Annotated in this window: 12 protein-coding genes and 1 other annotated feature; of the genes, 2 read left to right on the forward strand and 10 right to left on the reverse strand. The window is 41.4% G+C overall.

What is annotated here, in order from left to right:
• Positions 1–56: 56 nt before the first annotated feature.
• The 4 genes from R2B77_RS16990 to R2B77_RS17005 all read right to left on the reverse strand — a co-directional run bounded on the left by R2B77_RS16990 (position 57) and on the right by R2B77_RS17005 (position 2,764).
• Positions 57–686 (reverse strand): hypothetical protein, encoded by a 630-nt coding sequence (locus R2B77_RS16990; RefSeq protein WP_212391950.1) that lies wholly within the window; start codon positions 684–686, stop codon positions 57–59.
• A 64-nt stretch (positions 687–750) separates the two neighbouring features.
• Positions 751–1,380, reverse strand: coding sequence for a hypothetical protein (locus tag R2B77_RS16995; RefSeq protein ID WP_203249205.1), 630 nt, complete (start codon positions 1,378–1,380; stop codon positions 751–753).
• Between the two features lie 81 nt (positions 1,381–1,461).
• On the reverse strand, positions 1,462–2,130 hold the full coding sequence (locus tag R2B77_RS17000) for a deoxynucleoside kinase (RefSeq protein ID WP_203249206.1): 669 nt from the start codon (positions 2,128–2,130) through the stop codon (positions 1,462–1,464).
• On the reverse strand, positions 2,117–2,764 hold the full coding sequence (locus R2B77_RS17005) for a deoxynucleoside kinase (RefSeq protein WP_203249207.1): 648 nt from the start codon (positions 2,762–2,764) through the stop codon (positions 2,117–2,119). Before R2B77_RS17005 ends, R2B77_RS17000 begins: the two co-directional genes overlap by 14 nt.
• 226 nt (positions 2,765–2,990) lie before the next feature.
• Between R2B77_RS17005 and tadA the strand changes: the two genes are divergently transcribed.
• Positions 2,991–3,494 (forward strand): tRNA adenosine(34) deaminase TadA, encoded by a 504-nt coding sequence (tadA, locus tag R2B77_RS17010; RefSeq protein ID WP_203249208.1) that lies wholly within the window; start codon positions 2,991–2,993, stop codon positions 3,492–3,494.
• Between the two features lie 110 nt (positions 3,495–3,604).
• On the opposite strand, the gene serS is transcribed toward tadA, so the two are convergent.
• The 3 genes from serS to pdxS form a co-directional block, all read right to left on the reverse strand.
• On the reverse strand, positions 3,605–4,882 hold the full coding sequence (gene serS / locus R2B77_RS17015) for a serine--tRNA ligase (protein ID WP_203249209.1): 1,278 nt from the start codon (positions 4,880–4,882) through the stop codon (positions 3,605–3,607).
• A 70-nt stretch (positions 4,883–4,952) separates the two neighbouring features.
• Positions 4,953–5,173: a binding site (T-box leader), on the reverse strand.
• A gap of 82 nt (positions 5,174–5,255) precedes the next feature.
• Positions 5,256–5,828, reverse strand: coding sequence for an NUDIX hydrolase (locus tag R2B77_RS17020; RefSeq protein WP_203249210.1), 573 nt, complete (start codon positions 5,826–5,828; stop codon positions 5,256–5,258).
• Between the two features lie 66 nt (positions 5,829–5,894).
• On the reverse strand, positions 5,895–6,761 hold the full coding sequence (gene pdxS / locus R2B77_RS17025; RefSeq protein ID WP_203249211.1) for a pyridoxal 5'-phosphate synthase lyase subunit PdxS: 867 nt from the start codon (positions 6,759–6,761) through the stop codon (positions 5,895–5,897).
• Positions 6,762–6,841: 80 nt separating this feature from the next.
• Here pdxS and pdxR point away from each other — a divergent pair, with 80 nt between their 5' ends.
• The gene (pdxR, locus tag R2B77_RS17030; RefSeq protein WP_203249212.1) at positions 6,842–8,257 is read left to right on the forward strand and encodes a MocR-like pyridoxine biosynthesis transcription factor PdxR; all 1,416 of its coding nucleotides are present in this window, start codon (positions 6,842–6,844) and stop codon (positions 8,255–8,257) included.
• Between the two features lie 94 nt (positions 8,258–8,351).
• Here the strand turns inward: pdxR and R2B77_RS17035 are convergent, their stop codons facing one another.
• The 3 genes from R2B77_RS17035 to R2B77_RS17045 form a co-directional block, all read right to left on the reverse strand.
• Entirely contained in the window at positions 8,352–9,692 is a 1,341-nt protein-coding gene (locus R2B77_RS17035) for a serine hydrolase (RefSeq protein ID WP_203249213.1), read from the reverse strand.
• Between the two features lie 159 nt (positions 9,693–9,851).
• Entirely contained in the window at positions 9,852–11,315 is a 1,464-nt protein-coding gene (gene guaB, locus R2B77_RS17040) for an IMP dehydrogenase (protein WP_203249214.1), read from the reverse strand.
• Positions 11,316–11,427: 112 nt separating this feature from the next.
• Positions 11,428–11,904: a glutathione peroxidase gene (locus tag R2B77_RS17045; RefSeq protein ID WP_203249215.1), complete on the reverse strand. Its 477-nt coding sequence runs from the start codon at positions 11,902–11,904 to the stop codon at positions 11,428–11,430.
• Positions 11,905–12,174: the final 270 nt, after the last annotated feature.

The raw sequence follows: 12,174 nt of genomic DNA on the forward strand, positions 1-12,174 counted from the left end.
ATTTGCTGAATGAAGAAAAACGGCACACCATCTCATTGGATGATGTGCCGTTTTTCTTAACATAGTGGCAAAAACATACCTGGAAATTGCTTCACAATCGCATTCGCTATCATATCCGACATTTCCAAAGCTTGCGCTTCGATTTTATCGAACACTTCAACATCTGCTTGATAGTTTTTCTGTATCATATAAACGGCTTCCTGCTTTGTTAAAGCCAGGTGCATGTAAAACATTTGCCTTACTTCCTCAATACCTAAATACGGATTGATATCACTTAAAAATTCAGCAATATCGTCTGCATTTCGATACCACTGCCTCTCTGCCTCCGCCGCCTTTTGCTCTTCTCCTTTTGCAGCTGCTGTGACCAATTGTGCAGCTAGCAATAGATGCTCCTTAATAAGCACAGTGTAGCGATCCGCTATTTGATCCCCGTAAAAAGGGCGCAAACAATTCCCCAAATCCGTTGCATTTCTTAATAACCGCTCTTGGACAAACTGTAAATCAGGCAAGCCAAATACAATGCTAATGATTGTCATTCGCGTCCAGTTAACATGCTCCATCCACAAAAGCCGATTCATGCTTATAAAATCGACTTCTGCCTTGCTTATATAGCATTTTCCATGTGGATCGGCCGCATTGTTTAAAATATACCTGACGGGGGCTGTATATTGCGCATAGGGTTCCATGTTCAAAGAAGCACGTTCATTTGAATAAGAATGCACTTTATTCTCTCCTTTACTGCTTACTCAATCATCCGTACACCGACATGAACTTATAGGGAAATTGCTTAATAATCGCATTCGACAGCATATCTGCCATTTCCAAAGCCCCTATCTCCATTAAGTCAAATAGATCTACACTCGCTTTCAAATCTTTGCCGAGCATACTCATCATCCCTTGCTTGATAAGCATCAATTGCTCGTCAAACATCTCCTGAAACTCTACTGCGGTTAGATAAGGGTTGATATTACTTAAAAATAGCGTAATCTCCGTTCCATTGCGAAACCAATTCTTTTCTATCACCTCAGCCTTTTCTACATTTCCTACTAATGTAGCGTTGATGAAGTCACCTACTAGTGTGATATACCTTGTTAACAATTGGCTATATCTTTTGGCCACCTCTTCTCCATAAAAAGGGCGCAATGTACCACCCAGATCCATTGCAGAACGAAGAAGACGAGCCATAACAAAACTAACGTCCGGCAAGCTAAAAACAAGACTACTGACAGTAGCCCTCGTCCAGGTAATATGCTCTCCCCACAAACGCCGCATTGTACTTCTTAACGCTGCTTCTGCCTTATTGACACAATCCAATGGCCCTATCAAACAAGGCTGCATCGGATAACAGTATAAATACACTCTCCCCCAATAATGATTCACGCCATCCCAACTCCCAAAACTTCCGTAAGTGTAAACACTCTATCTTATTCGTAGAATGAAAAAAAGTAACCACAATTGTGGTTACTTTCTCAAAAAAGCTGTCTGATCAAGCATATATCCAATTCGCTCTACAATTGTTTCTACTTCTTGTGGATTTTTAATCAAATCATAATCATTAATATCAAGCCGTAGCACAGGGCATGTATTGAACGAATTAATCCATTTATCGTAGCGACCATGCATCTCTTCCCAATAAGAAATTGGTGTCTGCTGCTCCATTGGACGCCCACGTTCTTGAACACGTGCCACAATTTCATCCAGCGAGCCTTCCAAATAGACGAGCAAAGTGGGATGTGGGAAATAAGGTGTCATCACCATTGCTTCAAACAAATTCGTATACGTTTCATAGTCAACAGGATCCATCGTACCCTTTTCCTGATGCATTTTCGCAAAAATCCCTGTATCCTCATAAATCGAACGGTCTTGGATAAACCCGCCACCATATTCAAAAATACGCTTCTGCTCTTTAAAACGCTCTGCCAAGAAATAGATTTGTAAATGGAAACTCCATTTGTCAAAGTCATCATAAAAACGATCAAGATACGGGTTCTGATCGACATTTTCAAAGGATGTCCTAAAATTCAGCGCATCTGCAAGTGCCTGCGTCATCGTTGATTTTCCAACACCAACCGTCCCGGCAATAGTAATGACCGCATTATTAGGAATACCATATTTTTCACGTAAGTTCATTCAAAGCTGCTCCTTTTTGTATCGTTGCATCAACGGTATCTAAAATGAATTGCAAATCCTTAGCATTATTCACGAAGTCTAGCTCATCTCCATTGAATCGAAGCACAGGAATTTCAGGATGTGCCGTTTCAAAATAAGTGATGAACGTCTCGTAGTCTTCCGATAGTTGCTGCATATAAGCGGGATCCATATTTTTTTCAAAATCACGACCGCGCATATCAATGCGCTTCATAAGCGTATCTAAACTTGCATGCAAGTAAACGATAACGTTCGGTACAGGCATGTCCTGCGTTAAAATTTTATAGATTTCTTCGTACTTCGCATACTCTTCAGGGATCAATGTACGTTTCGCAAAAATAAGGTTTTTAAAAATATGATAATCAGCAACAACTGATTTCTGTTCAACTAAAATTTCATTTTTAATATCACTAAGCTGTTTATAGCGATTACAGAGAAAAAACATTTCGGTTTGGAAGCTCCATTCCTCAATGTTGTTGTAGAATTTATTTAAAAATGGATTTTCATCCACAATTTCTTTTAGCTGATGGAATTGCTGTGTGTCTGCGATGGCTGTGGAAAGTGATGTTTTTCCAACACCAATCGGCCCTTCGACCGCTATGAACGGAACCGACATCGGAAATCCTCCTTCATCATACAAATAGGTAATGCTCCTTATTTTATCATACGGAGGGAATGAAAAATAGAGTGATTACAATGAAATGATTCACGTGGAACAATTTTAACTTTATTCAGCAAATACTTTCTTTAGGAATTTATCGAACAGACTCGATAAAAATCTGGGCCAAATTTGCCGAGGAGTATTTGATTCATGCTACACTACTTTCAAGGAGTGATGTGGGATGATTACATTTGAAAAAGATCGACGATATATGCAACTAGCCATAGAAGAAGCGATGAAGGCGCAAGCAATTGGGGAAGTGCCAATCGGCGCAATCATTGTATATAACGACCAGGTCATTGCGCGTGCTCATAATTTACGGGAAACCACACAAAATGCCGTCACCCATGCAGAACTATCTGCCATTCAAGAAGCCTGTCAGGAAATCGGGAGCTGGCGACTTGAAGATACAACTTTATATGTCACACTCGAACCATGCCCAATGTGTGCAGGTGCCATTTTACAATCCAGAATTCCGCGCGTTGTTTACGCTGCTCGTGATCCAAAGGGTGGTTGTGTAGATTCGCTATACCGTCTGTTGAATGATCCACGATTTAATCATGAATGTGATGTAGTAGAAGGTGTGTTAGCAGATGAATGTGGGGAGATGCTGACAGCATTCTTTAGAGCTATTCGAGAACGGAAAAAGCAAGCAAAAAAAGAGGCGGCGCAGAAAGTCGAATGACTTCAGCGCACGCCTGGGCCTACAGGATGTAGGTCATGCAGTGGGAAAGGATTAAATTGCATCCTTCCTTGTTGCGACACGATGTCGCGACCTTAGACTACGTTCCTTATTTACTTCGTAATAACTTCTTTTCCACCCATATACGGGCGCAACACTTCAGGAATAACAACAGAACCGTCTTCCTGCTGGTAATTTTCAAGGATTGCCGCTACTGTACGACCAATCGCCAAGCCACTACCATTCAATGTATGCACATATTCAGGTTTTGCACCTGCTTCACGACGGAAACGGATCTGCGCACGACGTGCTTGGAAATCTTCAAAGTTTGAACAAGATGAGATTTCACGGTAAAGATTCTGTGTCGGAATCCATACTTCAAGATCATACTTTTTCGCAGCCGTAAAGCCAAGATCTGCTGTACACATTTTTAACTTACGATACGGAAGCTTTAACAACTGCAACACTTTCTCTGCATGTCCTGTTAATTTCTCCAGCTCATCATAAGAATCTTCCGGTTTCACAAAACGAACTAGCTCCACCTTGTTGAACTGATGCTGACGGATCAACCCACGCGTATCACGACCTGCAGACCCTGCCTCTGAGCGGAAGTTTGTGCTATACGCAGCAAACGCAGCTGGAAGTTGTGCACCATCCAAAATTTCATCTCGGTAAAAGTTCGTAACAGGTACTTCAGACGTTGGAATTAAGAAATAATCCTCTTCTTGAATAAGAAACGCATCTTCCTCAAACTTCGGAAGCTGTCCTGTCCCCGTTAAGCTCGCACGATTTACCATGTATGGAGGCAGCATTTCCTCATAGCCATGCTCATCCTGGTGTAAATCCATCATGAAGTTTATCAATGCACGCTCTAAACGTGCACCCATTCCACGGTAAAAGACGAAACGACTTCCCGTCACTTTTGCAGCACGCTCAAAATCAAGCAAGTTCAAATCCGTACCGATTTCCCAATGCGGTTTCGGTTCAAATTCAAATACTGGGAGCTCTCCCCAAGTAGCCATTTCAACGTTGTCGTCCTCGCTATCGCCAACAGGAACACTCTCATGTGGGATATTCGGAATGCGCATCATAATGTACTCAAGTTGTTCCTCTACTTGGCTCAGTTCCTCGTCGAGTTTTTTAATGTCATCTCCAACCGCGCGCATACGTGCAATTAATTCCTCTGCATCCTCTTTATTGCGTTTCATTTCCGCAACTTTTTGAGATACTTCGTTACGTTCTGCTTTCAGCACTTCTACTTTCGCAATCAATTCCCTGCGCTTTTCATCGAGACCACCGAACTTATCGAAATCTGAAAGATCTTCCCCACGTTTTGCGAGCTTCTCTTTTACCTCATCGAAATTGGCGCGAACTTTTTTAATATCAAGCATGGACAATTCCTCCTTAAAATATTGACGATGATGGATTCTAGGCAATAAAAAAAGCCCCCAAATCCCCTATAAAAGGGACGAGAACTACCCGCGTTGCCACCCAAATTGACCGGACACTTATTGTCCAATCCACTTCATTGAAATAACGGCTCAAGCACCGGCATAGGCTTACTTATTCGTTCGGCCCAGCTACTCAGGAACGGATTCACAAGTGTTTTTACCGACTCCCACCACCCGTCGGCTCTCTTCAAAAAAAACGTGCTTGCTACTACTCTCCATCATCGTCTCCTATTTGCAATTACAAATACCTTACTACAAGAACAGCATTTTAGCAAGTCGTACGAAATAAAATTGTATACGCTTCCATCGACTCTCATTTCAGTAATCGTGCAACTTGTTCAAAATAAGTTCGTTCATGCGGTACAAAATCAACCAAACCAATTTCTAACACCGTTCCATCAAAAATATTGGTGCATACTACTACTTCAGTTTCAATCAAAAAAAGATTCCTCAATTCCTGTCTTTTCACAGCATGAACACTTGCTACTTCCTCTTGTTGCAGTAAAAATTCACTTGGCTGATAGGTTGAATGATATAAAAATACATTTGCGAATTCACGGTCAATAAAGCCCGGTAATTCGATGACATCCCGTATAATGCCTTTTGCATCTATCCTTTTCATATCTACCGCTAAGCCCAGTTCCTCCTCCACTTCACGAATCCCGTCCATCACTGTCTCAGTCGCCAAAATATGCCCAGCAGCCGTAATATCAAATAAACCTGGGAAATCTTTTTTCACAGCACTTCTTTTTTGAATATAAACAAACTCATCATCCACTAGCCAGCAATGAAACGTTTCATGCCATAAGCCTTGCCGGTGCACTTCATCCCTGTCGGCTTCTTTTACATATGTATAGCTTTCATCAAAAACTTTTAATCTTTCCACGCCTATCACCTCCATTTTAGTATACAAAAAAACGAAGGATGATTCCTCCGCTTTCAACTAAGTAATTTACTTACCACGTTCCGACATACGTTCTTCTGCCTGAAGTGTACCCATTTCCAAACCTTTCATTGGCGTACCGATATCTTTGGAAAGCTCACCGATTAGTTGATAATCTTTAAAGTTTTGCGTTGCTTGAACAATCGCACGTGCAAACTTCTCAGGGTTTTCGGATTTGAAGATTCCTGATCCTACAAATACCCCATCTGCGCCAAGTTCCATCATCAATGCAGCATCAGCAGGTGTTGCCACGCCACCTGCTGCATAGTTGGTGACAGGAAGACGCCCATGTTTTTTAATGGCCAATAAAATTTCATACGGTGCGCCAAGATCACGTGCTTCCGTCATAATTTCATCCTCATTCATATGAACGATCCGGCTCACCTGTGCATTCACTTTACGAAGATGACGTACGGCTTCAACAATATTGCCCGTACCTGGTTCACCTTTCGTGCGAAGCATTTTTGCACCTTCACCAAGGCGGCGAGCTGCTTCTCCAAGATCACGCGCTCCACAAACGAAGGGTACGTTATATTGGCTTTTCAGCAAATGATATTCTTCATCCGCCGGTGTTAGTACTTCACTTTCATCAATATAATCGACGCCCAGTGCTTCCAGTACATGCGCTTCAGATATATGACCAATCCTAGCCTTTGCCATAACCGGAATCGATACCGCCCCTTGTACTTCTGTAATGATGCGTGGGTCTGCCATACGTGCGACACCGCCTGCCGCCCGTATATCCGAAGGTACACGTTCCAATGCCATTACAGCAATTGCACCTGCGGCTTCCGCAATTTTTGCCTGTTCCGCATTAATAACATCCATGATGACACCGCCATATTGAAAATTCATTTTTACCTTCCCCCTTTTCATATTATTCAGTATAATGGATTATGACCTTATTAAAATAGTCAGTACTGTATATATTGAAAGGGTCAGATAGGATGATAAACATGGATATGTTGTTAATTAAGTTAGAAAAAAATCAAAGTGTTCCATTATACGAGCAGATTTATGACCAAATACGTCGTGATATTACCAATGGAAAATTACCCATCGGTATGAAGCTCCCATCTAAACGTAAACTTAGCGATTTTCTAAATATTAGCCAGACAACTGTCGAATTTGCTTATTCACAACTTCTAGCGGAGGGGTTCATTTCATCAAAACCCCGAAAAGGATATTATGTACAAGCCATTGAAGAACTTGCCTATGTTCAACCTGTAGAACTCACCGCGAAGTCCATCCATCGAAAAAAAGAAGAGGTGTCCATCGATTTTTCGCCCGGTAAAATTGACACAGAATCATTTCCATTTACACAATGGCGGAAATATGCCAAAGATGTCATCGATGAATCATCACAGAATCTCCTGCTCCTAGGGCATCCGCACGGCGATAGCCAGCTACGCCAAGAAATTGCCCGCTATTTGTACCATTCACGCGGCGTCGATTGTACGCCTGAACAAGTAATCATAGGCTCTGGAACAGAACAACTCATGCCACTCGTCATCCGGATTCTTGGTAAACACGCGACTTATGCCATCGAGGACCCTGGTTATCCACTCACGCATCATGTCTTTTTCCACAATGACAGAAAGGCAATTCCGATTACAGTCGATGAAGAAGGGATGGATGTACGAGCACTACAACGCTCTAGAGCAACCGTTGCCTACGTAACGCCCTCACATCAGTTCCCAACCGGTACTGTCCTTTCTGCGGCTCGCAGGACCGCTTTAGTAAACTGGGCTTCAGCGCATGACGAGCATTTCATTATCGAAGATGATTACGATAGCGAATTTCGTTATACGGGCCGCCCCATTCCCTCCTTACAAGGGATGGATAAAGGCGGCAACGTCATCTATTTGAGTACATTTTCAAAATCGCTCATGCCATCGCTACGTATCGCCTATATGGTGCTCCCTCCCGTATTACTCGATCGATATGAAAAAGCTTTTATCCACTACGCAGCTACCGTACCACGACTCAATCAGCATATTCTTGCCCGCTTCATGGCAGATGGGCATTTTTCACGTCATTTGAACAGGATGCGTAAAATTTATCGGCGTAAGCTACAAGTTTTAACCGAGGCACTAATAGCTTATGCACCACATATCTCATTTTCTGGTGATGAAGCGGGTATGCATATAATCATAACTGTCCATACAGATGCCACCGAAGAAACACTGGTGGAAGCAGCAGATGCCGCAAATATCCGTGTTTATGGTTTAAACGGTTACAGAACAGCTCCGATGTCAGGTGAGCCTTCCTTTCTAATTGGCTTTGGCGGACTATCGGTCGTTGAAATAACAGAGACTGTGGACGCCCTAATGAAAAGTTGGCATATTGAAAAAGGCGCGGAACCCTATTGAGGATTCCACGCCTTTATTTTACTAAATCAATTATGCCTAGGTGTAATTGCGTCCAAATTTTTAATTCAATAGGAAGTGTACACTTCCTATTGAATTAAAATAGCCCTTTAACAAAGCCAGTTGCACCCTTCCAAATACCTGCAAAGAAATCACCGATTCCACCCATCATCAGGGAGAACCATCCGGCTTTTTCAACGGCATCCATTGTCACAATTTCAGCTTCTAAATGATCAGCATCAATGAAACCATAATCAGTTCCTTCGGTTTTCACTAGTTTCACATGACCAACAACCGCACCTTGTTCAACAGGTGCTTGAAGTAAGCCCTCTTTTAGTTTTGATTCATCAATCGTCAGTTCAGGTACATATAAATCCTTCTCACTCGTCTTAATCATCATACGAATCGGTTCCTTCACTGCGATAGATACTTTTTTCTCTTTCCCTTTGACAACATCCAGCTCTTTTTGTTTCTCGAACTGATAACCAGCAGGAACGAACTCTACCTCTGAGAATTGGCTAAAGCCATAATCGAACAACGCGCGTGTCGCATCGAAGCGTGCCTTGTAAGAGCCGACACCATTCGCATCGACTGCTTTCATGACGACAGAAATAATCCGCTTACCATCACGTGTTGCAGTCCCTGTGAAGGAATGCCCTGCAAAATTCGTTGTACCTGTTTTCAGACCGTCAACACCTGCATATTCATAAACGAACCCTGGAAGCATGAAATTCCAGTTGTCCATCTTGATAGCATCCGTTGTACCTTCACGGAAAATTTTTGTCTTGATTTTTGTTGTTTCCAGAACTTCTGGATAATCATGAAGCAAATGATAAGCAAGCTTTGCAACGGATTTTGCAGGCATGACGTTTTCATCCTCTGCGCCTGTCCCTTGCGGATGCATCCCTTGTAAATCACTATTATTCAAACCCGTCGAGTTGACAAATTTATAATCTTTCAAGCCAAGTTCTTCCGCTTTTGCATTCATCAGTTTCACAAACTCAGTTTCTGTACCTGCAATGGTTTCAGCAACAGCAATTGTCGCTGCATTTGCAGAATAGATGGCAACTGCTTCATATAATTCACGAATAGTATACGCACCATCTCTTCGTAGTGGTACGTTACTAAGACGTCGATCCTGTGAAATCGCATATGAGTAGTCGTTCACTTTATATTCTTGATCCCAGCTTATTTTCCCTTCCTTAATCGCTTCAAAAAGGAGATACTCTGTCATCATTTTTGTCATACTTGCAATGCCTAGTGGTGTATCTGCATTTTCTTCATACAAGATTTTTCCACTTTCTGCATCAATTAAAATAGCACCGTCTACATGGATACCTAGTGGAGACTCCGCTTTAACTGGAACCATGCCAAATGTTGTTACTACTAGTAGTGGCACCAATAATACAGCCACCCATTTTCTTATTATCTGTTTCACTATACTACCTCCGTCATCGCTTTTCCCCTAGGTCATTTTATCATAATTCCAGTACTATATGGGTACTAAAACTAAAAAGCACCTTTCTGCTCATATGTAGACGCAGAAAAGGTGCTAGGGTTCCTTTATTTTGACTCCAAATTTAGGAAACCTTACTTCTTACAACGAATAGTTCGGAGCTTCTTTCGTAATTTGCACTTGGTGTGGATGGCTTTCGCGTAATCCTGCACCTGTCATACGAACAAATTGTGCTTTTTCTCGTAAATCATGCAGATCCTTTGTACCGCAATAACCCATACCTGAACGAACTCCACCTACTAACTGATGAATAGTGTCCGACAGTGGACCTTTATAAGGCATACGCCCTTCAATTCCTTCTGGTACAAGCTTCTTCGCGTCATCTTGGAAGTAGCGATCTTTCGACCCACGCTCCATTGCCGCAACCGAGCCCATACCACGATATACTTTAAAACGACGGCCTTGGAAGATTTCGGTTTCTCCAGGACTTTCCGTTGTACCTGCTAGAAGACTTCCAAGCATCACAACATGTCCGCCTGCCGCTAACGCTTTGACGATATCTCCGGAATATTTAATACCACCATCGGCAATAATCGTCTTGCCTTGTTTACGTGCTTCTGTTGCACACTCGTAGATAGCTGTAATTTGCGGAACACCAACTCCTGCAACAACACGTGTCGTACAAATTGAACCTGGACCAATTCCAACTTTAACAACATCGGCACCTGCTTCGTAAAGCGCGCGTGCACCTTCAGCTGTAGCAATATTACCTGCGATAATATCTAGGTCAGGATATGCTTGTCTAATTTGTTTAACAGTGTCTAGAACACCTTTAGAATGTCCATGAGCCGTATCAATAACGATGACATCGACTTCCGCATTGACAAGCTTTTCTATGCGCAGCATTGTGTCAGATGTCACACCAACCGCTGCACCGACAAGAAGACGACCATGCTTATCTTTCGCAGCATTCGGGAACTCAATTACTTTTTCAATATCCTTAATTGTAATTAAACCTTTAAGAATCCCAGCTTCATCTACAATCGGAAGTTTTTCAATCTTGTACTTTTGTAAGATTTTCTCTGCATCTTCAAGAGTTGTCCCAACAGGAGCCGTCACAAGATTTTCCTTTGTCATCACATCGTCGATAATTAGTGAATAATCCTGAATAAATCGAAGATCACGATTCGTCAGGATTCCGACAAGCTTCAACTCTTCATTATTATTAACAATTGGAACACCAGAAATACGATATCTGCCCATCAAATGTTCTGCATCAAAAACTTGATGTTCGGGCGTAAGATAGAACGGATTTGTAATAACGCCATTTTCAGAACGTTTAACAGTAACTACTAACTCCGCTTGCTCCTCAATGCTCATATTCTTATGAATGATACCGAGTCCGCCTTGACGTGCCATTGCTATTGCCATCTTTGACTCTGTGACTGTATCCATTCCAGCACTAATAACTGGGATGTTTAGTTTAATCTTCTCCGTAAGATTAACGGTTAGTGACACATCTTTAGGTAATACTTCAGATGGTCCCGGTATAAGCAAAACATCATCGAACGTAAGTCCTTCACGCTCAAACTTTGATTCCCACATTCCATTACGCCTCCTAGTATATATATTCTCAGTTGAATATTATTAAAAGGGTATCAGCGGACACATTCCCTGTCAAGGAAGTGATATCAAGAAAAAGTATTCCTATTATTCACTAAATAATTTGGTTAATTGACTTCCTCATTTTGAGTGGTGAAATTTGTGGCGCAACTCGTTCTATCACATTGCCTTCACGGTCAATAAGAAACTTTGTAAAGTTCCATTTGATTCCCTCGGTTAGCATCCCTTTCTTTTCCGAAGTAAGAAATGTGAATAAAGGTTCAGCATTATCACCTTTGACATCTACTTTCGCAAACATCGGGAATGTTACACCAAAATTAATTTCACAAAACTCCATCGTCTTTTCAATATCGTCAAATTCCTGATTATTGAAGTTATCTGATGGGAAGCCAAGGATAACCAAGCCGTGATCTTTATACTCCTCATAAAGGTCTTGTAATTCTTTAAATTGACTCGTAAAGCCACATTTACTCGCCGTATTGACAATGATTAATGTCTTATCTCTATACTCTTCCATCTCTTGAAGCTGGCCATTCACTTTTTTCACCGAGAAATCGTAAATTGTTGTCATAAAGTAACAGCTCCTTTTATAAGAATTATACAAGGAAATAGATAAATAAGGTACTTATAGACATTGAATCAATTGATCATAGAATTGAAACTCTAATAATTAAATAAAAAACCATTACCTGGTTATATAAAGCACGTATATATTGATATAAAAAATTCTACTAACGCCGCTAGATGCCTAATCTATATTGTAATTTTATTGAATAAGTCTATTGTAAGCTAAGCCTTCAGTTTTCATTAAAAATAACCAACAAAAAAGCCATTACCTAAT

Origin of the sequence: Sporosarcina beigongshangi (assembly GCF_033485195.1) — a bacterium.
GTDB classification, from domain to species: domain Bacteria; phylum Bacillota; class Bacilli; order Bacillales_A; family Planococcaceae; genus Sporosarcina; species Sporosarcina beigongshangi.

Bases quoted from the DNA above. Each gene is read 5' to 3' on its own strand.
- serS (WP_203249209.1), bottom strand. From the start codon at position 4,882: ATGCTTGATATTAAAAAAGTTCGCGCCAATTTCGATGAGGTAAAAGAG.
- R2B77_RS17045 (WP_203249215.1), bottom strand. From the start codon at position 11,904: ATGACAACAATTTACGATTTCTCGGTGAAAAAAGTGAATGGCCAGCTT.
- R2B77_RS17005 (WP_203249207.1), bottom strand. From the start codon at position 2,764: ATGTCGGTTCCGTTCATAGCGGTCGAAGGGCCGATTGGTGTTGGAAAA.
- pdxR (WP_203249212.1), top strand. From the start codon at position 6,842: ATGGATATGTTGTTAATTAAGTTAGAAAAAAATCAAAGTGTTCCATTA.
- pdxS (WP_203249211.1), bottom strand. From the start codon at position 6,761: ATGAAAAGGGGGAAGGTAAAAATGAATTTTCAATATGGCGGTGTCATC.
- tadA (WP_203249208.1), top strand. From the start codon at position 2,991: ATGATTACATTTGAAAAAGATCGACGATATATGCAACTAGCCATAGAA.
- R2B77_RS17000 (WP_203249206.1), bottom strand. From the start codon at position 2,130: ATGAACTTACGTGAAAAATATGGTATTCCTAATAATGCGGTCATTACT.
- R2B77_RS16990 (WP_212391950.1), bottom strand. From the start codon at position 686: ATGGAACCCTATGCGCAATATACAGCCCCCGTCAGGTATATTTTAAAC.
- guaB (WP_203249214.1), bottom strand. From the start codon at position 11,315: ATGTGGGAATCAAAGTTTGAGCGTGAAGGACTTACGTTCGATGATGTT.